Below are 20,697 nucleotides of genomic sequence, written 5' to 3'. Positions count from 1 at the left end.
CCCCAAGAAGGGGCTTTTCGCAAGAAGTGAAATCGAGTAATTACTTGATTTTAGCTTCTTTGTAGATAACGTGCTGACGGATAACGGGATCAAATTTCTTGATCTCCATTTTCTCAGGCATGTTACGCTTGTTTTTCTCAGTAGTGTAGAAGTGACCAGTCTTAGCGCTTGAAACTAATTTGATCTTCTCGCGATTACCTTTAGCTTTAGCCATGATCTATTATACCTTCTCGCCACGGGCACGAAGTTCAGCAACAACTGCTTCGATACCTTTTTTGTCGATCAGACGGATACCTTTAGTAGATATACGTAACTGTACGAAACGCTTTTCTTCTTCTAACCAAAAACGGTGGTTTTGCAGGTTAGGCAAAAAACGACGACGGGTCGCGTTTTTTGCATGCGAACGGTTGTTACCAACCATCGGCTTCTTGCCAGTAACTTGGCATACTCTTGACATGTCAATCTTCTCCAAAAACAATTTAACGCTCGAGCATTAATGTACCTCGTATGGCCGTCGCCCGAGGCACAAAGAGGGCGCATTTTATACACGATCCCCTAGGGAAGATCAAGCAATAGATTAATTAATCCACCCTCGCTCCGCAAAGGATACTATCTCAGTGTCGCCGACAACCATATGGTCTAGCAAAGATACATCTATGGTTGCCAAGGCATTTTTTAAGCGTTCAGTTATGCGTCTGTCAGCCTGGCTGGGCTCGGCGATGCCAGACGGGTGATTATGGCACACTATAACTGCCGCAGCTTTTTTCTCCAGCACCAGGCTAACCACTTCGCGAGGGTAAACCGATGCCGAATCTATGGTGCCGCGAAATAGCTCTACAAACTGTATCACTCTGTGCTGGCTATCGAGCAGCAAGATGGCGAACACTTCATAGCTGCGATCGGCCAATTGTCGCATTAAATAGTCCCGAGTTAAATCGGGATTTGTCAAAACCTGGCCTCTTTGCAGATTTTCGTGCGCCACACGCCGTGCCAACTCGGCAGCGGCCTGAAGCTGGGCGTATTTTACAGGGCCAACCCCGGGAAGTCGACACAACTGCTGCCTGGATGCCGCCAACAGGCCCCTCAGACCGCCAAACTCATTGATCATGCCGCGGGCAAGCTCGACGGCATCCACGCCGGGGATGCCACTGCGCAACAACACCGCCAGCAATTCGGCGTCCGAGAGCAAGTTGGCCCCAAGTTGCAGCAGCCTATCCCTGGGGCCCTCACCCTCGGGCCAGTCTTTAATTCCCATCCGCCACTCCCTGTCCAAGCCTGCTGATTTAACGGCCGTTCCCTAAACAGTATGGAACATAATTTTTCCCCCTTGGCCTCACAACAGCGAAACCCTTTGTGATATCGTTGGCGCAATGATTTCTCAGTCGGATTGAGTCTGTGAGCCTGACCAATAAAAAAATACTCCTGGGCATAGGTGGCGGCATCGCCGCCTATAAGAGTGCCGATCTGGTGCGGCGCCTCAAGGAACGTGGCGCCCAGGTGCGGGTGATCATGAGCCAGAGCGCGCTGGAGTTTATTACCCCGCTGACGCTGCAGGCCCTGTCAGGTCATCCCGTGGCCACCAGCCTGCTGGATCCGGCCGCCGAGGCCGCCATGGGACATATAGAATTGGCGCGTTGGGCCGATATGCTGTTGATAGCTCCTGCCACGGCCAACCTGCTTGCCCGTATCAATGCCGGCATGGCAGATGACATACTCACCACCACCTGCTTGGCTACCCAAGCCCCTGTGGTGCTTTGCCCGGCGATGAACCAGCAGATGTACCGCAACGCCGCCACCCAGGCAAACCTCGCCCAGCTGGCGCAGCGTGGACTCACTCTCTGGGGCCCGGACAGCGGCAGCCAGGCCTGTGGCGAAGTCGGTCCCGGACGCATGCTGGAGCCTTTGGCCATCGCCCGGTTGACGGAGCAGTTCTTTGCCCCCAAGAGTTTTGCCGGCCAGACGATATTGATCACCGCCGGGCCCACCCGCGAGGCCATAGATCCCGTGCGTTACATCTCCAACCACAGCTCGGGCAAGATGGGCTTCGCCCTGGCCAAGGCCGCGGCCGACATGGGCGCCAAGGTCACCCTGGTTGCCGGTCCCGTCACCCTGCCAACCCCGTCCGGCGTGCACCGCATAGATGTAGAGTCGGCGCAGGAGATGCTGCAGGCCGTGATGGATAATGTTGATCAGCATGGTATTTTTATCGGTTGCGCCGCGGTCGCCGACTATCGCGTCGCCGAAGTCGCCGCCGGTAAGATCAAGAAGTCAAGCGAGCAGATGCAGCTTGCACTGGTACGCAATCCTGATATCTTAGCCACGGTTGCCAGCCATAGCCCCAGACCCTTTACCGTGGGTTTTGCCGCCGAGACGCACGATGTCGAGGCCTACGCCAGGGGCAAACTCAACAACAAGAAGCTGGATATGATAGCCGCCAACGATGTCTCGGTTGCCGGTCTTGGCTTCAATGCCGATGCCAATGCCCTGCGGGTCTTTTGGCAGGATGGCAGCCAGGATTTACCCGCGACCGATAAGCTCAGCCTTGCCGGACAATTGCTCTCATTGATAATGAAAAAAATAACCCATAAATGAAGACACCAATAGAACTGAAAATCCTCGATTCGCGCATAGGCTCTGAGTTTCCCCTGCCTGCCTATGCCACCCCAGGCAGCGCCGGCATGGATCTGCGGGCCATGCTCGACACAGACCTGACCCTGGCCCCGGGCGAAACCGTGCTGATCCCCACAGGCATCGCCGTCCATGTGGCCGATCCCAGCCTGGCGGCGGTGATCCTGCCACGCTCCGGCCTGGGTCATAAACACGGCATAGTGCTCGGCAATCTGGTCGGCCTCATAGACTCGGACTATCAGGGGCCGCTAATGGTGTCCTGCTGGAATCGCAGTCAGCAGCCCTTCACCCTGGAGATAGGCGACAGACTGGCACAGCTGGTCTTCGTTCCCGTAGTGCAGGCACAATTCAAACTGGTCGACGAGTTTGACAGCTCAGATCGTGGTGAAGGCGGATTTGGCCACTCGGGCACCAACTAATCTGTCGATGATTGATCCAAGGATTGATCTAAGAGTTGAGCTAAGAATTGAGCGAAGGAAACTGCAATGGCTGTAACCCCAAAAATAAATCGCCGTGAACATATTCTCCAGTGTCTGGCACAGATGTTGGAAACCAACCCGGGACAAAGGATCACCACGGCAAAACTGGCCGCCGAAGTCGGGGTGTCCGAGGCGGCACTGTATCGCCACTTCCCCAGCAAGGCCAGGATGTTCGAAGGCTTGATCGAGTTTATCGAAGAATCCTTGTTGTCGCGCATCAACCTCATCATGGACGAAGAGAAAGACACAATGAAGCGTTGCCAGCAGGCACTGCAGCTCTTGCTGGTGTTCGCCGAGCGCAACCCTGGGATCTCCAGGGTACTCAACGGCGATGCCCTCTTGGGTGAAAACGAACGCCTGCGCAGCCGCATCGGCAGTCTGTTCGCCAAGATAGAGACCCACCTGAAGCAAATCCTGCGGGAAAAGACCCTGCGTGAAGGCAAAGGCTTCAACCTGGACGAAGCCATACTGGCCAACCTGCTGCTGGCGGTTGCCGAAGGCCGCATAGCCCAATTCGTCCGCAGCGAGTTCAAACAGAAGCCTACCCAGCACTTCGAGCAGCAGTGGAACTTCATCCAGCAACAATTGCTGCAGAGCTGATGCGTTAGCCTCTTCCCAAGAATAAAAAACACGGCGCTAGCGCCGCCCCAAAAGCACTGGCAAACCTTGTTTTGCCAGTGCTTTTGTTTTAAGGTGCGCCACTCCATATTTTCAACAAACAATTTACACTTAGTGCACAAGGACGTTTATGAAACTCTTCCGGCTCCTGGCTTTGACATTGCTGGTTGGCGCCAGTAATGCAAGCGCCAGCCAACCTCTGACCCAGGCACAACTCTTCAGCAAGGGCGCGGCATTTGGGGATGTAAAAATCTCCCCCGCAGGCGACTATATCAGTGCAATAACCAAACACGATGGTAAAAACAAGCTGCTGATCTTAGACGCCAAATCGAAGAAAATCATCCATGCAGTGTTTTTTGCCGACAATGCCCAGGTGGGCAATTATGCCTGGGCCAACGACGAACGTATCGTGCTGCAAAAAGAATATCTCAAGGGGTGGCAGGATCATCCCCTTTATTATGGAGAGTTGATGGCGGTCAACGCCGACGGTTCCAAGTCCACTTACCTGTTCGGATACAACAGTGGCGAGCAGCAAACAGGCTCCCACCTCAAAAAGAACACCCCAATACAGGCTTCGGCTTTTATTCTGGATCCTCTGCCCAATGACGAGCGTTACATGCTGGTCAATGCCGTTCCCTGGAACAACTCTCATACACTGGACTTCGAACTGCACCAGGACGTTTATCGGGTCGATATCTATAAAGGCACCCGCAAACGCATCGCAGGCTCCCCCATAGGCCAGGCACGCTTCATGACAGATCATGAGGGGCAGCTGCGTTTCGTCACAGGTGAAGATAAAAACAACGAGACCCAGGTCTTCTATCGCAAAGATGGTGACTGGCTCAACACAGACAAACTCCGGCTCGAGCTGGATGACTTCACCCCCATTTCCTTTGCCGAAGACAAGAACAGCATCTATGCCGCCGGCAGCACTGCCGGCCAGCCTCAGGCCGTCTATAAGATCAATCTGGAGAATGGCGAGAAGCAGCAGCTGATCCAGGATGCCAGCGTCGATCCGAGCCACTTCTGGATCAATGGCCAAACCAAACAACTCTACGCGGTCGAATTTGAAAATGGCTACCCCACTTACGCCTTCATCGACAGTGAAGACAGCCATGCCAAGCTGTTGAAGCAACTGCTGGGCGCCTTGCCCGGACATCAGGTGCAGATTGTCAGCGAGACCCGCGACTCGGATAAATTTATCGTGTTTGCCTTCAACGACAGAGATCCGGGTAACTATTACCTGTTCGACAGCCGCAAGCTAAAACTGGAATATTTCGCCTCGGCCAAGCAATGGCTGGATCCCGAGCTGATGGCCGAAGTCAAGCCTGTCGAATTTCACAGCCGCGATGGCAAGCTCATCCACGGTTACCTCACCCTGCCCCACGGCATAGAGGCCAAGCAGCTGCCGCTGGTAGTCAACCCCCACGGCGGTCCACACTATGTGCGCGACGCCTGGGGCTTCGATCCACAGAGCCAACTGCTGGCCAGCCAGGGCATGGCGGTGCTGCAGGTCAACTTTCGGGGCTCAGGCGGTTATGGCGAAGCATTTCAGGCGGCGGGTTACCAAAAATGGGGCACAGAGGTGCAACAGGACATCATAGACGGCACCCGCTATGTCATAGAGCAGGGTCTGGTAGATAAAGACCGCATTTGCATCGTCGGTGGCAGTTTCGGTGGCTACAGCGCACTGCAGAGCGCCGAATTGGCACCGGACTTGTTCAAATGCGCCGTGGGTTTCGCCGGTGTCTATGATCTCAAGCTGATGTTCGAGGAGGGCGATGTCTCCGACCGTCGCACCGGCATCAGCTACCTGAAGCAGGTGCTTGGCGAAGATGCAAACACGCTCAAGGCCATGTCACCCGTCTATCATGTCGATAAACTCAAGGCAAAATTGTTATTGATCCACGGCGGTGAGGATGACAGGGCCCCCATAGCACAGCTGGAGTCACTGGAGAAATCCCTCAAGGCCCATAACTATCCCTACCAGAAGCTGGTGATGGACGATGAGGGCCACGGTTTCTATAAAGATGAGCACAGGGCCAAATACTACAGTGAGATGCTGAGCTTCTTAAAAACCAACCTGAAACTCTGACATAGCCCAGAGCCAGTCCCAGCAACAAGCCGATAGCCACTGCTGGCCATCGGCTTTTTTGTGGTCTTTTGCCCGCCCGACGGTATGAATTTACAGCAATTCAGGGTATTCTCCCCCTCCGCGCCTGCGAAGGGGCGCAATCCCAGAGTATATTGCCGGTCTCCAGGGCGCTGCATAGCCAGGGCCATGGAGAGAGGCACACAGTGACAACCACTGCCTGTGGTAGTGGAGGAACCCATGACATCGAAAGAAGCGGTATTATCCGAAGCAGCATTGACGGTACGCACGGCACTGAGCGAGCGCGGCCTGGAAACCCCCATGATCCCCTGCGGCCTGAGTGCCGACGAGCGCAAAGAGCGCATCGAGCATCATATGAAAGAAGTCCTGACCCTGATGTCATTGGATCTCAGTGATGACAGCCTCGCCGATACCCCGCGCCGCATCGCCAAGATGTATGTCGATGAGATCTTCTCCGGCCTGGATTATGCCAATTTCCCCAAGATCACCGTCATAGACAACAAGATGGGCTTCGATGAAATGGTCAAGGTGCAGGACATCAGCCTCACCAGCACCTGTGAGCACCACTTGGTGACCATAGACGGGGTGGCCACAGTCGCCTATCTGCCGCACAAGAAGATCATTGGCCTGTCGAAGATCAACCGCATAGTGCGCTTCTTCGCCCAACGGCCCCAGGTACAGGAACGCATGACCCAACAGATCCTGGTGGCCCTACAGGCGCTGCTGGAAAGCAAAGATGTGGCGGTCAAGATAGATGCTGTGCACTACTGCGTGAAATCCCGCGGCGTGATGGACTCCACCAGCACCACCACCACCACGGCGCTTGGCGGCATCTTCAAGAGCAATCCTGCTACCCGCGCCGAATTCCTGCATCAGTAGTCCCGCCGGTGCCTAGCTCGCCGTCAGGCGCGCAATAAACAAAAAGCCAGACCCAAGGTCTGGCTTTTTGTTGTGGCCGAGTCGCTCAAGCTACACCTACACAGGCATCAGATGCCGTATTGGTCACGGTAGCGGCTCACGGCTGCCAGCTCGGTTTCCATCCCTGACTTTTCAGACAGATAATCGATCAGATCCGCCAGCTTGATGATGGACACTATCTTGCAGCCAAAATCACGCTCCACTTCCTGAATCGCCGACAGCTCCCCCTTGCCCTTCTCCTGACGGTCGAGCGCGATCAACACCCCGGCCAGCTGAGCTTCATGGGCCGCTATGATATCCATGGACTCGCGTATGGCGGTACCCGCGGTGATCACATCGTCCACCAGCATCACCTTGCCCGTCAGCTCGCTGCCGACCAGGCTGCCGCCTTCGCCGTGATCTTTCTTCTCTTTGCGATTGAAGCAATAAGGCATGTCGAGATCATGATGTTCCGCCAGCGCCACAGCAGTAGTAGTGGCTATGGGGATCCCCTTGTAGGCAGGGCCGAACAGCAAATCATACTCTATGCCCGAATCCACCAATGCGGCGGCATAGAAACGCCCCAGGCGCGCCAGATCCCGGCCGGTATTGAACAGGCCGGCATTGAAAAAATAAGGACTGGTACGGCCCGACTTAAGGGTAAACTCACCAAATCTCAGTACCTGACGTTCTAAGGCAAATTCAATAAACTCACGCTGATAGGCTTTCACAATCTCTCCTCGTTATTACAGCCGGCGCTAACCCAGCTCTCATTATCTATGCCGTTGCTCTTGGCTAATCCAAAAAAAGGACCCTTGCGGGTCCTTCATACAAACTTAATTCAATGCCGACTTCTGTACATCGACTATCTCACGAATGCTGTTCTTGGCCAGCGCCAGCAGTTCGAGCAATTCTTCATGGCTGAAAGGCTCGCCTTCGGCTGTGCCCTGGATCTCGATGATCTTGCCGGTTTCCGTCATCACCACGTTCATGTCCGTTTCGGCGGCGCTGTCTTCCAGATACTCGAGATCGCTGATGGCTTCGCCCTTGAAGATGCCGACGCTGACGGCGGCGATCAGGAACTTGAGCGGATTGGTCTTGAGTATGCCCTTGGCACGGGCCCAGTTCAATGCATCGACCAGGGCCACACAGGCCCCTGTGATCGCCGCGGTGCGGGTACCGCCATCGGCCTGGATCACGTCACAGTCGATCACTATGGTGTTCTCGCCCAGAGACTTCATGTCCACGGCGGCGCGCAGGGCACGGCCGATCAGACGTTGGATCTCCTGGGTGCGGCCCGATTGCTTGCCACGGGCGGCTTCCCTGTCCATGCGGCTGTGGGTCGAACGCGGCAGCATGCCGTATTCTGCCGTCACCCAGCCCTGGCCCTGGCCCTTGAGGAAGCGCGGCACGCCTTCGGTAAAGCTGGCGGTACAGAGTACCTTGGTCTCACCGAATTCGACCAGCACAGAACCTTCTGCGTGAGCGGTGAACTGACGCGTGATGGTGATAGGACGAGTTTGAGCTGGCGTTCTGTTGCTTGGACGCATGCGAGATTCCTGTTTTCAGAGTCATTACCGATTTTGGCTGCATATTATAAGGGCTTGGGCTCCCGGATGCCATGTTATCGCGCCATTCTATGCAAACTGAGGCCAGTTCACTTTAACCCCGGGGATAAGATCACTATAATCGCCATTCAATCTGCCGATTTAAACCAACGGGATAACCCATGATCCAAAGCATGACAGCCTACGCTCGTATCGAGCACAAAGCCCAATGGGGCACAGCCTCCTGGGAAATTCGCTCTGTCAATCAGCGCTATCTCGAAACTTACCTGCGCCTGCCTGAGCAATTTCGCAGCTTCGAACCTGTGCTGCGGGATCGTCTGCGCAAACGTTTAAATCGCGGCAAAGTCGAAGTCAACCTGCGCTACGAACTGGCCGACAGCAGCAACAATGAGCTGCAACTCAACCAGGACTTGGCCAAACAGCTGCTCAGCGCCGCCAACTGGCTCAAGCAGGAAGCGGGTCAAGGCGAGCTCAGCCTCACGGATCTATTGCGCTGGCCCGGCGTACTCTCCAGCTCGGAACAAGACATGGACGCCATAGGCGCAGATCTGCTGCAAGCCTTCGACAGCGCCATAGATCAATTCATCGAGGCCCGCGGCCGTGAAGGCGCCGCCATCAAAGACATGCTGCTGAGCCGCCTCGACGGCGTCACCGAGCAGATCGCCCTGGTACGGGAACACATGCCCAAGGTGATGGGATATCAACGCGAGAAACTCAACAACCGCCTCGCCGAGATCAAGGGCGAACTGGATCCCGCCCGCATAGAGCAGGAAATGGTGCTGCTGGCACAGAAGCAGGATGTCGCCGAAGAGATGGACAGGCTCGAGGCCCACGTCACAGAAGCGAGGCGCATCCTCAAGAAAGGCGGCAGCGAAGGCCGCCGGCTGGACTTCATGATGCAGGAGTTCAACCGCGAGTCCAACACCCTGGCCTCCAAGTCCATCAGCACAGAAATCACCGCCGCCGCCGTGGAGCTGAAAGTCTTAATCGAGCAGATGCGCGAACAGATCCAGAACGTGGAATAGTTGCGCATATAGATAACAGAGAGATACCAAAGCCCCGCAATGCGGGGCTTTTGCGTTTATGGCGCTTCGAACTTCGGGAGCAACAGGCATCGTGACACTTGGGGCGTTTCATCACAACTCATGCCTCCCCTCTCCGACACGCCGCAGCTCCTACATGGAGGCCAGGTCGCGCCATCCGCCACTGGTGCCGCCGGGGCCGGTTTGGCCTTCCAAGGTGCAGCAAGTGCAGTGCTCTCGGCCACTATTGCCATGGAAAACAGGTAAATGTGACCCCTGCCAGGCGCTTAGGTGTTTTGCATTCATGCCCACTGAGGTATATTGGACTCCTTATCATTGCAATGTAGATACAAGGAAAATCAGTGGCCTACTTGATTGATAACTCATCGGGGACGCGAGTCTATTTATGCACCAGCCACAGCTTCGGCCGCCTGCTGTTTTCGGTGCAGACGGAAGTCCCGCGTGCGGAAGTATCGAAAATACACTGCCTGGTAGAATGGGAAAATCAACAATGGCTGATAAGGGACATCAGCCTCAACGGCACCTGGGTCAATGGCGAGCGTCTGGAGCCGAATAAGCACAGGTTATTGCACCTTGGCGATCGCATCAGGATCTGCAATCTCGACGATGCCAGCTTCGAGGTGCAGGACTTGTCTCCCCCCATAGATATGCTGATCCCCCATCCGGAGCAGCACACACAGCAACAAGAGATCCCGCTGGCCCGTTTCAACATATTGCCCAATGAACAGGCTCCCGAGCTGCTGGTCTATTACGACACTGAGCGCGACGTCTGGACCATAGAAGAATATGACCGGCAATCGGTGGAGCACAAGCCTTGGCCGGATCACGACAATATTTTACTCTCGGGTCAAAAATGGCAGCTGTTCGTCAATGAACAGAACTGTGATACCAGAATATTGCGCCATAACGCGGTCAACAATCTCACAGTGACCATCAAGACGAGCCTCGACGAGGAGAGCACCCAGCTCCTGATCCACAACGCGGGGCAAACATTCGATTTGGGCATGCGCAGCCATCATTATCTCACCCTGTTGCTCGCCCGCTATCGAGTGCACGATATTGGCCTGGGGATAGCGGCGGATGAACAGGGCTGGAGAGACGGCAGTCAACTGATGCGCGATTTAAAAATTGATGCCAACCATCTCAACATTCTCATCTACCGGGCGCGCAAACAGTTTGCCAGCGAACTGGGACTGAGCAACAGCCAGAACCCGGCGCTCATAGGACGCAGGCCGGGTAAGATACGTTTCAATGTTGCCCATTTCACCCTGAAAAAAGGTGACATAGACGAATATGTTGCGCCTCTGCTGCCCCATGACCCAGTAAGTCATATTGAATGCTAACCCGGGTCCAACATTATCGTATCGAGAAGTGCCTGGCCCGTGGGGGTATGGGCAGCGTCTATCTGGCCTATGACGAGAAGTTGTCACGCCACGTCGCCCTGAAACTGCTGGATACAGACAAAGGCGCACCGCAGCAGAGCCTGCAGGAAGCCAGGGCGCTGGCACGGCTTAACCATCCCCATGTGGTGCAGATCTACGAAGTCATAGAGGGCGAGTCCCCTGGGCTGGTGATGGAATACATCAAGGGCCATGACTTGCTGACGCTGCAACGCCAACAGATATTGAGCCTGCCGCAAAAACTGCAGATCCTCAGCCAGATTGCCGCTGCGCTGGCCGCGGCCCACAAGGCCGGCATCCTGCACTGTGATATCAAGCCGAGTAATATTCTGATCTGCGACAGGCTGCAGGCCAAGCTGTGCGACTTCGGCCTGGCACAACAACCACAGAATGCACCGCCCTCTTACGGCAGCCAGCCCTATATGTCACCGGAGCAGCGACAGGGCAAAGCGCTCGATGAGCGCAGCGAGCTGTTTTCTTTTGCCGTGCTGGCCTTCGAGCTGCTGGCTAAGCGTCACCCCTTTAGCGACGCCGACAAGCCGCGCGCAATGGATGCCGCCGGCATCATACCCGCACTCCCGACGGAATTGATTAGCCTGCTGAATAAGCTGCTCGATGCCAATCCGGGACGGCGGGGGTACAGCAGCGAGCAGGTCGCCGAGGTGTTGGCCCGCATCTACCGGGATTTGGAGTTCCAGGCACAACTCAACCAGCAGACCATGGCCATTCCTGTCGCCAAACCATCGCGTCTGCAGGGCACACTCACACTGTGGGGGCTGGGGTTGCTGCTCTGCCTGGGCCTGGGTTACGCCGGCTTGGATTATTGGCGCAGCCATCAAGCCAACCGCTATGTCCTGGTGCTGGAACCCAGATTCGATCAGCCAACGGCGCAAGAGCAACAGCTGTTGCTGCAAGCGACCATAGACGATGCCCTGCGCCAGGCGGTGCTCCACACCCGCGGCACGACGCTGATTTCCCGCAGCGAGCTCAACCAGAACCACGACAACCTCAAGCAGTTGGCACAGCTGACGGGCGCTACGGATATTGTCGATACCGAGATCGACTGCCGGGTCCAGCCTTGCCAGATAAAACTCAGCCGCTTGGAGCCGAAGCAATTAAGCGTACTGGGGCAGGTCAATTGGCCCAGCCTGAGCAACCTCGACAACTACAGCCTGTTTCAAACGACCCAAAGCCATTGGGCAAGGCTGTTTCAGGGCCTGGATATGCAGCCCGACAAACCGACTATGTCGGCGGTCGAATATCAGGAATATCTGGCGATATACAGGTTGTCATTCAACACCCTGGATGCAGGTTTGCTGGCGCGCCTGGATACCTTGTTGGAGCTTAACCCCTATATTACCGCGGCCTATTCTCTCTATCGGGAACATGCGCTCAAGCTGTACCACTCATCCGAAGACTCTGCCCTGTTGCAGCGGCTGGCGCAGCGGCTGGACAAGAGCCCGGGCTCCTACAAGACCAGTGTGTTTTATGCCGTCGACAGATTCTGGCTGGCACTGAGTAAACAGGACTATCGGGACGCAGAACAATACAGGGAGAAAGCGCTCGAATTGGGCCTGGATCCCGCCCATGCCGCCGCCCTGGGGGGACACCTGGCCCTGTATCAGGGCCAGTATCGTCAGGCTCGGGAGCAATATCTGTTGGCCTATTCGCTGCGCCACGACACCGCCAGCCTGATGAACCTCGCCATCACAGAAATCGCACTCGGCGAGGCCAGCCAGGCGCAACAGCGGCTGACGCAGATCCTGGGTATTCAACCGCAAAACTGGTCGGCCAACGTCAATCTGGGGATCATTTATTTGACCCATGGACCGGTAAGGGATGCCATAGCGCGTTTCGAGGCTGTGCTGGCACAGAGTGAAGACCCGGAAATCCTGAGTTACCTTGGACTGGCACAGCTCATCGGCGGCCAACAGTCGGAGGCACTCGCCTCCATGCGCCGCTCTGTGGCACTCAGCCCCGACGTCGCCACCTATCGGCTCAATCTGGCCGACGCCGAGCTGGTCAGCGGCAACCAGGCCCAGGCAGAGCAACATTATCAGGCGGTGTTGCACCTGTCACCACAGACGCCGGTGAGCGTGGGCGAATGGCTCGAACGCGCCCAGGCCTCGCTGCATCTGGGCAGCACAGTGGCGGCCATGCGTGCCTTGAATGAAGCGCAAAAACTGGCGCCGGCCGACACCAACGTCGCCTATGTTGCCGCGTTGATCGGCAGCAAAACCGGCAATCTGGACTCGGCCCTGGTACAGATGGAACAGGCACTGGCCTCTGGGTTGGCCAAAGAGTGGTTTACTCTGCCCTGGTTCACGCCGCTGCAGCAACGCGAGGAATTCGCGGCACTGCTGCAGCGTTATTGAGTCCTAGCCCTGCGGACGTTGAATTTTGATGCTGGGATCTTGTGAGTAATAGAGTCCCAATTGACCGCCGCCAAGGCTGTTCTCAGGCAGGAAGCTGGCCAGGTAGCGGAACGCCAGCGGCAGCTCGTTGCTGCTTTCCTTCACCTGGCTGACAGTGATAGTCAGGCAAGTGCTGTCATCATTGAGTGCCGTGGTTACCGCAAAGTCCGGGTTGTTGGCGGTATTGTTTTCAAAATATACCCCCTTATCATAGAACTGCCATATGCCAGGCTCTTGCGTCGAAGCGTCGAGCAGTACAAGCAGCTTGAATGTCTGCATCTCGGCCAACAAATTCAGCGTCGGGAATTGCACATTGTCCGCTGCGAATATCACCTCCAGTTCACCGTCCAGGGGTTGGAACTCGTTATTCCTTAATATTTGCGTCTGCCAGTCGGCCGTCTTATGTGGCGTCACCTTGAGGCAGACGATCGCTATGCCGCCCTCGACAGTCGAGGTGTTCGCATTAAAAGCCGGTACTATTATGGTATTTTCGGACATAAATTTCTCCAAGTGACAAAAGGATGCAGCGCGATACTCAGCTGTATGAGTCGTGTTCAACTCACTATCCACGCTAGCAGTAATCAGAATTTTATTCTATCTGTTAATGACTTAAAAAAGGATTACACGGCATTACACCCAGGAACCAGGGAAACGCTCTTCGGCTTGCCGGCATCGGGCCGCAGGCTGTCTTCGCTGAGGCTGAGCCTGGCCTCAAATCTGCGGGCACTGCAGTAGCTCACCTGCATCTCGTGTCTCAGCCGGGCCGAATGCTGGATCTTGAGCATGGACTGCTGGGGCAACAGCGACTTGGTCAACGTCAAGACCAAGCGTATCCCGGGATTGTCCCTGGCCTGATAGCGCGCCCAGCCCATGAAGACCCGGGCGCCCACCTGCGCCTCCAGCAGTATGCTGGTGCTGCTGTTCGCGGGCAGCACGGCGGGAAATTGTGCCTCATAATGGCTGCCACCCGGTCGCCTGAACAGGGGAAAGGGGGAATCATTGTTCAACTCTATCCTGGCGCAGTGCCTTAACTCGGCCTCCTGGAGCTGTAGTGTCTGTTGCATAAGCCCTTGCCCACCCTCATCCGCATCAAGGCGTGAGCCGGCCAAGGCAGCTCCGCCATCCAGTCTGTAAGAGTAAGGAATTTAACGGCCAAAGCGAATTACACGCCATTACACGAGCGCGCCACAGTGGCGCCGACAAGCAAGATCTGGCTGCGGCTGCCCGAACATTCAGCCAACTTGCCGGGTTTTATGACACAGGCTCGGGTAGCGACTCACGCACCTTATCCGGCCAGGAGAAGCTGAACACTGCGCCGCGGGGGGAATTTGGGGTCAGGCTGATGGTGCCGCCGAAGGTTTCAACCGTCTTCTTGACTATCGCCAGTCCCATGCCGCTGCCCTCCACCTCATCACGGGGTCTCAGGGTCTGGAACATGCTGAAGGCGCGCTCGGCCAGCGCCGGCGGTATGCCGGGGCCGTCGTCTATGACATCGAACTCAAAGCTGTTGCGTCCTGGGCGCACCCTGACCCTGATTTCACCCCCGGCTCTGTCGTGATGCTTGATGGCATTGCCGAGTAAATTCCTGAAGATCAACTCCAGCGGCACCCTGGCCGTCCGTAACCTGGGAAAGTTGCCCTCGAGTTGCAGCCTGAAGACGGCATCCAGGCACAGCAGCTCGAAGGTATCCCGTACCAGGTCGGCGGTGTCGACCAGCTCAGGGTCGCCTTCCAGGCGCCCGGCACGGGCATAGGCCAGCAGATCCGCCAACAGTTGCTCCATACGGTTGATCCGCCCCCGCATCAGCCTCAAATGCTCGGCCGATTCCGGGTCTATCTTGCCGCTCAGGTCCTCTTCCAGCCAGGTGGCCAGCTGATCTACGCCCCGCAGCGGCGATCTCAGATCATGGGAGGCCACATAGGCGAAGTTATTCAATTCCTGATTTCTGCGGGTAAGCTCATCGGTAAACTGCTTGCGCTCCGAGATGTCGACTATCGCCGAGAGCACCTTGATGCCGACCGTGGTGTCGACCCGGCTGAGGCCTATCTCCACCGGGAATTCACTGCCATCTTTGCGCAAGGCATAGAGATCCCGTCCCAGCCCCATGGCCCTATTCTCCGGCTTGGCAAAAAAGCCGCTGCGCAGGCCCGGATGCTGATGCCGAAAGCGCTGCGGGATCAGCATTTCTATCGGCTGCCCCAGAAGCTCCTCACGCAGATAGCCGAACAGCTTTTCGGTCTGGGCGTTGACCAGTTCGATACGGCCCAAATTATCCGTCATCACCATGCAGTTGGGCGCGGCCTCGATCACCTGCCGAAAGCGCTTCTCCAGGCTGGAAAGTGCCTGGTTGCGCTGGGACAACTCGGCAATGAAATGCCGGCGCTCTGAAATATCCACTATGGCCGACAGCACCTTGGCGCCTTGCTTGGTGTCTATGCGACTGAGGCCTATCTCGACCGGGAATTCGCTGCCATCTTTACGCAAGGCATAAAGCTCCCGTCCGAGTCCCATGGGGCGGGTTTCCGGCTTGGCGAGAAAGGCATTGCGCAATCCGGGATGCTGGCGATGAAAACGGGCGGGGATCAGGGTTTCTATTGGTTTGCTCAAAAGTTCGGCACGAGCATAGCCGAATAACGCCTCTGTCTGGGCGTTGACCATTTCGATCACCCCGGCCTGATTGATCAATACCTGGGCATAGGGGGCGGCTTCTATGACCTGGCGCATGAGCGTCTCCAATTCGCTCACGGCCTGCAGTTTGAATTGTTCATTTTTCAGGAATAATTTCATCCGGAAATAATAAAATACCCCGCCACAGATGAGCCCCAGGAGGCCGATGGCAAGCAGGCAATAACTCCCCGCCATGACAGCCCTGTTAAGGACAACAGACTCGGGAGCCAGGGTGATCAGGGTCAGGACCCGCTGTGGCTCATCCGGATCCAGCGCTATGTTTTTCTTTGAAAAATAAAAGGTACCCGATTGCGACAGTCCGGGAACCGAGTGAGAGGCGGCTAATTCCCGCGGTGAGACCAGGTTGAAATCATGGCTCCAGAGATGCCGCTCTCCCAGATCGAAACCGAAGCTCTGAGCTGCGTCCGGATGCACCAGATAATCGCCTTCGGCGTTAACCATCAGGGTGCGGATTGGGCCGAATTCGAATGGGATACTACCTATGCTCGCCAGTAACCGGGAAACATCCGCGTTCAATACCAGCATGCCAAACAGCTGGCCATCCTGGCGATACACCGGCATGCCGGCGCGGACCATGGGCGTCAGGGGCTGCGACAGCCGGCCATGCTCCCGGTTCAGGCTGATATCGGAAATATAGACACTATCCCTGCCGAGTTTGGCGATCGCCATGAAATAGTCCCTGGCGGCCTTGGGCTGCAACTGATTGTCGGCGACGGCAACAGGTGTGCCATCGATACGATCGACCCGGACCAGTTCATGCCCCTCATCCGCAATGCCGATGAAGCGGATCTGGTTCAATGCCGGATTGGCCACGAGATAGGCACTGAAAATTTGTTTCAACCTGGCGCGCCAGATCTCGAGCGAGTCCCCCTGCAGTGGGTCCAGGCCGGCGTTGAAACTGGCACGGACCATGCCTTGTACCCCCGGGGTCTTCTCCAGAAACTGCACATCTTCTTGAATGTTGACCAGCAGCAACTGCAACTCGGCGCTTTTCTTGTCGGCGAGCGTCGCCAGTTGTTGCTCCAGTTCCATGACGCCCCTGGTATACACTTTGCCGCCATAATAGGCCGAGAGCAGCACTGCCAGCAGCAGGAAAAGCAACAGGGGTCTGACGAAAACGCGTTTATCTTTCGACAGCAAAAATCGGGAAAACGGCACAGCAACACTCCCTTTAGTTAGCCATTCCAAGACATGGCTCCGTGTTCCCCGCTCTCACGACCTTCGCCATAGATGGGGCATAGCTCAGGTCAGGCCAACAAGAACCTGGACTCGAACTCGGTTGCCGGCAGGGCCTCGGCATAGAAATACCCCTGCTGGAAATCACAGCCATGCGCACAACAAAATTGTGCCTGGGCATTGGTCTCTACCCCCTCGGCGACCACTTTCAGCCCCAGGGCCTTGGCGAAGCGTATCATGGCGGCCAGCAGACGGTCCTGGGCCTCGCCCTGACCTATGCCCGAGACGAAGATGCGATCTATTTTCAGCGCGTGAATGGGGAATAGCTTCAGATGCTCGAAGGAAGAAAAGCCGGTGCCAAAATCATCCAGGGATAAGCGCACCCCGCGGGCAGCTATCTTGGCCAGCTTGGCGGCGATATTCTGGGGATTCTTGATCAAGGCATGCTCGGTAATCTCCAACTCAAGCAGGCCGGCATCCAGACCGCTGTCGGCCAGGGCACTGTCTATGGTTTCGAACAGATCTTGCTCCTGCAATTGCCCGGCAGACAAGTTGATGGCGATGGCCAGACACAGGCCATCGGGAGCCAGGCAGTGACGCCAGGCATGGACCTGGCGGCAAGCGCTTTGCAACACCCACTTGCCTATCTCCGGCATCAGCCCTATCTCTTCGGCCATGACCAGAAAGTCGGCCGGCAGTAGTACCCCGCGGCTGGGATGCTCCCAACGCAGCAAGGCCTCCAGACCGATCAACCGACCATTCTTGGCATCGATCTGGGCCTGGTAGTAGAGTTTGAATTCCTGTTGTGCCAGCGCATTGCGTATGTCGCGCTCCAAGGCCATGCGTTTGCGCACGGCCTGATGCAGTTGTTTCGAATAGAAGTGGCTCTGATTGCGGCCCGCCTGCTTGGCGCGATACAAGGCGATATCGGCGCATTTCATCAGATCCAGGGTGTTGTTGGCACTGTCGCCGTAAACGGCTATGCCTATGCTGGCGGTGACCCGCAACGAGATGCCATCGCATAGCATGGGCTCGTGAAAGGAGGCCACTATGCGTTCGGCCAGCAGTATCGCTTGCTCATCGCGGGCCAGGTCCTGGAGCAGGACCACGAACTCATCGCCCCCCAGACGCGCCAGCAAATCGCTCTCGCGGATGACGGGTTTGAGCCGCCGCGCCACCTCGATCAACAGCCGATCACCCACTCCATGGCCGAAAGTGTCATTGACCTGCTTGAACCTGTCGACATCCAGCAAGAGCACCGCCAGGGTGCCGCCCCTGCTGGCCCTGCCGACCCCAAGCTGCAGGGCGCGTTCGAAATCGTAGCGATTCGCCAACCCGGTCAGGGGATCGCACTCGGCCAGCTGCCGCAGTTCATTCCTGCTGTTATGCAATGCCTCTTCCAGGCGGTAGCGATGCTGCGCCTGATATACGGCGCGCCACAGGCGGCGGGAGTTGACCTCATCCTTGAGCAAAAAATCTTGCGCCCCGGCTTCCAATGCCTGAGCCGCCAGCGTCTCGTCCTCCTGTTGGCTGAGCATGACAATCGCCGTCTGACAGGCGTCGGTGCTGCGCAACATTTTCAGCACCTCGATGCCATCGCAGTCAGGCAACCTGAAGTCGAGCAGAACGACATCGAAACGCTGCGCATTGGCGAGTATCAAACCCTGCTGCGCCGTCGTCGCCTGGGCAAAGTTGACCTCAACCCCGGCGTGTCTCATGGCCCTGATGATAGCCATGCGGTCCAGCTCATCGTCATCGATAATAAGTACTTCCATGTATTATCTTCCTCGATTAACGTTAACTTATGCAGGGCATCTCGACCACACGCCAATAATGCTCCAGCATTTCCATTATGTGTATAAAACCATCCCCGCCCTGTCGTTTGACTATGTAGCCCGCCACATGCTGGTCATAGGCGGCTATCCTGTCTTCGTCGTCCTTTGAGGTCGTCAGCACAAAGACCACTGAGCTCGCCAGCTTGCGGTCCTGGCGTAACTGGGCCAACATCTCTATCCCATTCATGCGCGGCATGTTGATATCCAGCAAGATAAGATAAGGCCGTGACACACTGTCTGCTTGGCGCAATAATTCCAGCGCCTCCACCCCATCCTTGGCACGAATCAAAGGATTGGGGATCTTGAGTTGCTTCAAGGCGCGCTCAACGCCCTTCACATCGACATAGTCATCATCCACCAGCAAGATGGTGACAGGTTTGCGTTCACTCAATTCTTGATTCATGGCAATACTTCCGTGTTTGGTACCCTGACCCATGCACTGGTTCCATCAGGCTGCAAGCCTCAGGCACCTGTCGATGAACTATAGTAGTCGAACACTGTCTGCTCAAGTTTCTGATTTAAAGGGGAGAAGTGGCCTGGCTATCGCCATGGGATGCCAAGTGCCTATTGGGGGCGCTTAGGCCGAATAGCCTGCGCCCGATTGGGACTTGAATACGAAAGCCCTGCAAACCCAGGGCTTCAGAGCTACATGGATGAAGACGCTGCAGCCTGCTAGCTGCACAGCAGCGCTTGCAGTTCGCTCAAGGAGTTCACCTGATAATGGGGCGATATGCCTGTTGGCACCTGCTGACCGTGGGCGTTGTACCAGCAGGTGTGAATGCCGGCGTTGATGCCGCCCAGAATGTCGGAATGGGGATTGTCCCCCACCATCAACACCCGCTCCCGCGGCGGATCTTGCATCAGTTTCAAGGCATGTTCGAAGATGCCGGCGTCTGGCTTGGCGATCCCCACCTCTTCGGAGATCACCAGAATATCGAAATGATGCTGCAGCCCGGTGCGCTCCAGACGCACAGTTTGCAGCTCGGTGAAGCCATTGGTGATGATCCCCAGCTTGGCCTTGCCCTGCAATGCCGCCAACAAGTCGCGGGCACCGGGCAGCGGCGCACAGATCTCGGCCATGGCCGTCAAGAATGCGCTGTTGAGCCTTTGGGGCGTGAGCCGGAGCCGTGCCGCCCAGGGCTCAAAGCGGCGGGTTTGCAGCTCGGCGGCGCTTATCCTGCCGTCCTGATAATCGACCCACAGAGGCTTGTTGACCGCCTGATACTCATCGAAATCGGCCTGGCCGAAGTCGACCCCAAAGCCGGCAAACATCAGCCTGAGGCCGGCGAAGGCATCGAAATGAAACAGGGTCTCGTCGGCATCGAACAACACCCAATCGAAGGGCAGGCTTGTGCTGTGGGGCATGATATTCTCCAGGAAGTAACGACAGGCCAGCGGTCGCCGGCCACACCTATGGCGAGCGCTACTCTACTTTGTTTTCAGTCATTCTATAATCCCCAATGAATAAATTCATTGTTGACTGAATCTCTACAATGCCGACAACCGCAGATGGACAAGAGCCACAGCCAATCTACAACCAAGGCGCCAGAGCCGGTTAACATCGAACCCCAGCTACAAGCTGATGAGCCAGACCAGGTTCTAAGCCAAACTGGGTTATGAGTTAAGTTGCCAAGAAAAAGCTTATTAGCCTATAAGCACTGGGCATCGCTTAAAGAAAGGTGCACCCCGGCAGACTCGCTTATAAGTGAAGTGGGATAACAGCCCTGCCCCTTGGACATTTCAGAGATACGCTCCCTGGAGATGCCGCGAGCGTCCTGTCGGCACTCTCTATCAGGGACTCTCTCTATCAGCACTACTCCTATCGACTGCATTCCTAT

The 20,697-nt window shown here is 56.3% G+C and carries 19 protein-coding genes; 8 read left to right on the top strand and 11 right to left on the bottom strand.

What is annotated here, in order from left to right:
• Positions 1 to 40: 40 nt before the first annotated feature.
• From rpmG to radC, 3 genes are all read right to left on the bottom strand, one after another.
• Positions 41 to 214, bottom strand: a complete 174-nt coding sequence (gene rpmG / locus LZP73_RS17710) for a 50S ribosomal protein L33 (protein ID WP_007651290.1) — start codon at positions 212 to 214, stop codon at positions 41 to 43.
• A gap of 6 nt (positions 215 to 220) precedes the next feature.
• Positions 221 to 457, bottom strand: coding sequence for a 50S ribosomal protein L28 (gene rpmB, locus LZP73_RS17705; protein ID WP_169565092.1), 237 nt, complete (start codon positions 455 to 457; stop codon positions 221 to 223).
• A gap of 120 nt (positions 458 to 577) precedes the next feature.
• Complete coding sequence (gene radC, locus LZP73_RS17700; RefSeq protein WP_169565091.1) at positions 578 to 1,255, bottom strand: RadC family protein; 678 nt, start codon at positions 1,253 to 1,255, stop codon at positions 578 to 580.
• Between the two features lie 140 nt (positions 1,256 to 1,395).
• Here radC and coaBC point away from each other — a divergent pair, with 140 nt between their 5' ends.
• From coaBC to folE, 5 genes are all read left to right on the top strand, one after another.
• Positions 1,396 to 2,592: a bifunctional phosphopantothenoylcysteine decarboxylase/phosphopantothenate--cysteine ligase CoaBC gene (coaBC, locus tag LZP73_RS17695; RefSeq protein ID WP_442800760.1), complete on the top strand. Its 1,197-nt coding sequence runs from the start codon at positions 1,396 to 1,398 to the stop codon at positions 2,590 to 2,592.
• Positions 2,589 to 3,047, top strand: a complete 459-nt coding sequence (gene dut / locus LZP73_RS17690; protein ID WP_169565090.1) for a dUTP diphosphatase — start codon at positions 2,589 to 2,591, stop codon at positions 3,045 to 3,047. Before coaBC ends, dut begins: the two co-directional genes overlap by 4 nt.
• Before the next feature lie 66 nt (positions 3,048 to 3,113).
• The gene (gene slmA / locus LZP73_RS17685) at positions 3,114 to 3,707 is read left to right on the top strand and encodes a nucleoid occlusion factor SlmA (RefSeq protein ID WP_169565089.1); all 594 of its coding nucleotides are present in this window, start codon (positions 3,114 to 3,116) and stop codon (positions 3,705 to 3,707) included.
• 148 nt (positions 3,708 to 3,855) lie between these two features.
• The gene (locus tag LZP73_RS17680) at positions 3,856 to 5,820 is read left to right on the top strand and encodes an alpha/beta hydrolase family protein (protein WP_234236275.1); all 1,965 of its coding nucleotides are present in this window, start codon (positions 3,856 to 3,858) and stop codon (positions 5,818 to 5,820) included.
• A gap of 237 nt (positions 5,821 to 6,057) precedes the next feature.
• The gene (gene folE, locus LZP73_RS17675) at positions 6,058 to 6,717 is read left to right on the top strand and encodes a GTP cyclohydrolase I FolE (RefSeq protein ID WP_234236274.1); all 660 of its coding nucleotides are present in this window, start codon (positions 6,058 to 6,060) and stop codon (positions 6,715 to 6,717) included.
• 107 nt (positions 6,718 to 6,824) lie between these two features.
• Here folE and pyrE read toward each other — a convergent pair whose 3' ends face one another.
• Together pyrE and rph are read right to left on the bottom strand one after the other, a co-directional pair.
• Positions 6,825 to 7,466, bottom strand: coding sequence for an orotate phosphoribosyltransferase (pyrE, locus tag LZP73_RS17670; RefSeq protein ID WP_169565087.1), 642 nt, complete (start codon positions 7,464 to 7,466; stop codon positions 6,825 to 6,827).
• Positions 7,467 to 7,571: 105 nt separating this feature from the next.
• Positions 7,572 to 8,285: a ribonuclease PH gene (gene rph / locus LZP73_RS17665; RefSeq protein ID WP_169565086.1), complete on the bottom strand. Its 714-nt coding sequence runs from the start codon at positions 8,283 to 8,285 to the stop codon at positions 7,572 to 7,574.
• A gap of 179 nt (positions 8,286 to 8,464) precedes the next feature.
• Here rph and LZP73_RS17660 point away from each other — a divergent pair, with 179 nt between their 5' ends.
• The 3 genes from LZP73_RS17660 (at position 8,465) to LZP73_RS17650 (ending at position 13,121) form a co-directional block, all read left to right on the top strand.
• Positions 8,465 to 9,328, top strand: a complete 864-nt coding sequence (locus tag LZP73_RS17660; RefSeq protein WP_234236273.1) for a YicC/YloC family endoribonuclease — start codon at positions 8,465 to 8,467, stop codon at positions 9,326 to 9,328.
• 359 nt (positions 9,329 to 9,687) lie between these two features.
• Positions 9,688 to 10,689 (top strand): FHA domain-containing protein, encoded by a 1,002-nt coding sequence (locus LZP73_RS17655; RefSeq protein WP_234236272.1) that lies wholly within the window; start codon positions 9,688 to 9,690, stop codon positions 10,687 to 10,689.
• Entirely contained in the window at positions 10,683 to 13,121 is a 2,439-nt protein-coding gene (locus LZP73_RS17650) for a serine/threonine-protein kinase (RefSeq protein WP_234236271.1), read from the top strand. The genes LZP73_RS17655 and LZP73_RS17650 overlap by 7 nt, the downstream gene beginning before the upstream one ends.
• 3 nt (positions 13,122 to 13,124) lie before the next feature.
• Here the strand turns inward: LZP73_RS17650 and LZP73_RS17645 are convergent, their stop codons facing one another.
• From LZP73_RS17645 to yjjG, 6 genes are all read right to left on the bottom strand, one after another.
• A complete protein-coding gene (locus LZP73_RS17645) occupies positions 13,125 to 13,658 on the bottom strand; it encodes a hypothetical protein (RefSeq protein WP_234236270.1) in 534 nt (177 codons plus the stop codon).
• 122 nt (positions 13,659 to 13,780) lie between these two features.
• Positions 13,781 to 14,224, bottom strand: coding sequence for a hypothetical protein (locus tag LZP73_RS17640; protein ID WP_234236269.1), 444 nt, complete (start codon positions 14,222 to 14,224; stop codon positions 13,781 to 13,783).
• Positions 14,225 to 14,411: 187 nt separating this feature from the next.
• Positions 14,412 to 17,006: a sensor histidine kinase gene (locus tag LZP73_RS21455; protein ID WP_234236268.1), complete on the bottom strand. Its 2,595-nt coding sequence runs from the start codon at positions 17,004 to 17,006 to the stop codon at positions 14,412 to 14,414.
• 89 nt (positions 17,007 to 17,095) lie between these two features.
• Positions 17,096 to 18,799 carry a putative bifunctional diguanylate cyclase/phosphodiesterase gene (locus LZP73_RS17630; protein WP_234236267.1) on the bottom strand — a complete coding sequence of 568 codons (1,704 nt, stop codon included), beginning with the start codon at positions 18,797 to 18,799 and terminating at the stop codon, positions 17,096 to 17,098.
• Positions 18,800 to 18,821: 22 nt separating this feature from the next.
• Positions 18,822 to 19,262: a response regulator gene (locus LZP73_RS17625; protein ID WP_234236266.1), complete on the bottom strand. Its 441-nt coding sequence runs from the start codon at positions 19,260 to 19,262 to the stop codon at positions 18,822 to 18,824.
• Positions 19,263 to 19,531: 269 nt separating this feature from the next.
• Positions 19,532 to 20,224: a pyrimidine 5'-nucleotidase gene (yjjG, locus tag LZP73_RS17620; RefSeq protein WP_234236265.1), complete on the bottom strand. Its 693-nt coding sequence runs from the start codon at positions 20,222 to 20,224 to the stop codon at positions 19,532 to 19,534.
• Positions 20,225 to 20,697: the final 473 nt, after the last annotated feature.

The sequence above is a fragment of the Shewanella sp. AS16 genome (assembly GCF_021412365.1).
Taxonomy (GTDB): domain Bacteria; phylum Pseudomonadota; class Gammaproteobacteria; order Enterobacterales; family Shewanellaceae; genus Shewanella; species Shewanella salipaludis.
The sequence above is the reverse complement of the archived record's forward strand: the minus strand, read 5'-3'. Positions and strand labels throughout refer to the sequence as shown.

What these genes read in the sequence shown, in the direction of transcription:
- rpmG (WP_007651290.1), bottom strand. Translation starts at nt 214, where the DNA reads ATGGCTAAAGCTAAAGGTAATCGCGAGAAGATCAAATTAGTTTCAAGC.
- rpmB (WP_169565092.1), bottom strand. Translation starts at nt 457, where the DNA reads ATGTCAAGAGTATGCCAAGTTACTGGCAAGAAGCCGATGGTTGGTAAC.
- radC (WP_169565091.1), bottom strand. Translation starts at nt 1,255, where the DNA reads ATGGGAATTAAAGACTGGCCCGAGGGTGAGGGCCCCAGGGATAGGCTG.
- dut (WP_169565090.1), top strand. Translation starts at nt 2,589, where the DNA reads ATGAAGACACCAATAGAACTGAAAATCCTCGATTCGCGCATAGGCTCT.
- slmA (WP_169565089.1), top strand. Translation starts at nt 3,114, where the DNA reads ATGGCTGTAACCCCAAAAATAAATCGCCGTGAACATATTCTCCAGTGT.
- LZP73_RS17680 (WP_234236275.1), top strand. Translation starts at nt 3,856, where the DNA reads ATGAAACTCTTCCGGCTCCTGGCTTTGACATTGCTGGTTGGCGCCAGT.
- folE (WP_234236274.1), top strand. Translation starts at nt 6,058, where the DNA reads ATGACATCGAAAGAAGCGGTATTATCCGAAGCAGCATTGACGGTACGC.
- rph (WP_169565086.1), bottom strand. Translation starts at nt 8,285, where the DNA reads ATGCGTCCAAGCAACAGAACGCCAGCTCAAACTCGTCCTATCACCATC.
- LZP73_RS17660 (WP_234236273.1), top strand. Translation starts at nt 8,465, where the DNA reads ATGATCCAAAGCATGACAGCCTACGCTCGTATCGAGCACAAAGCCCAA.
- LZP73_RS17650 (WP_234236271.1), top strand. Translation starts at nt 10,683, where the DNA reads ATGCTAACCCGGGTCCAACATTATCGTATCGAGAAGTGCCTGGCCCGT.
- LZP73_RS17645 (WP_234236270.1), bottom strand. Translation starts at nt 13,658, where the DNA reads ATGTCCGAAAATACCATAATAGTACCGGCTTTTAATGCGAACACCTCG.
- LZP73_RS17640 (WP_234236269.1), bottom strand. Translation starts at nt 14,224, where the DNA reads ATGCAACAGACACTACAGCTCCAGGAGGCCGAGTTAAGGCACTGCGCC.
- LZP73_RS17630 (WP_234236267.1), bottom strand. Translation starts at nt 18,799, where the DNA reads ATGGAAGTACTTATTATCGATGACGATGAGCTGGACCGCATGGCTATC.
- LZP73_RS17625 (WP_234236266.1), bottom strand. Translation starts at nt 19,262, where the DNA reads ATGAATCAAGAATTGAGTGAACGCAAACCTGTCACCATCTTGCTGGTG.
- yjjG (WP_234236265.1), bottom strand. Translation starts at nt 20,224, where the DNA reads ATGCCCCACAGCACAAGCCTGCCCTTCGATTGGGTGTTGTTCGATGCC.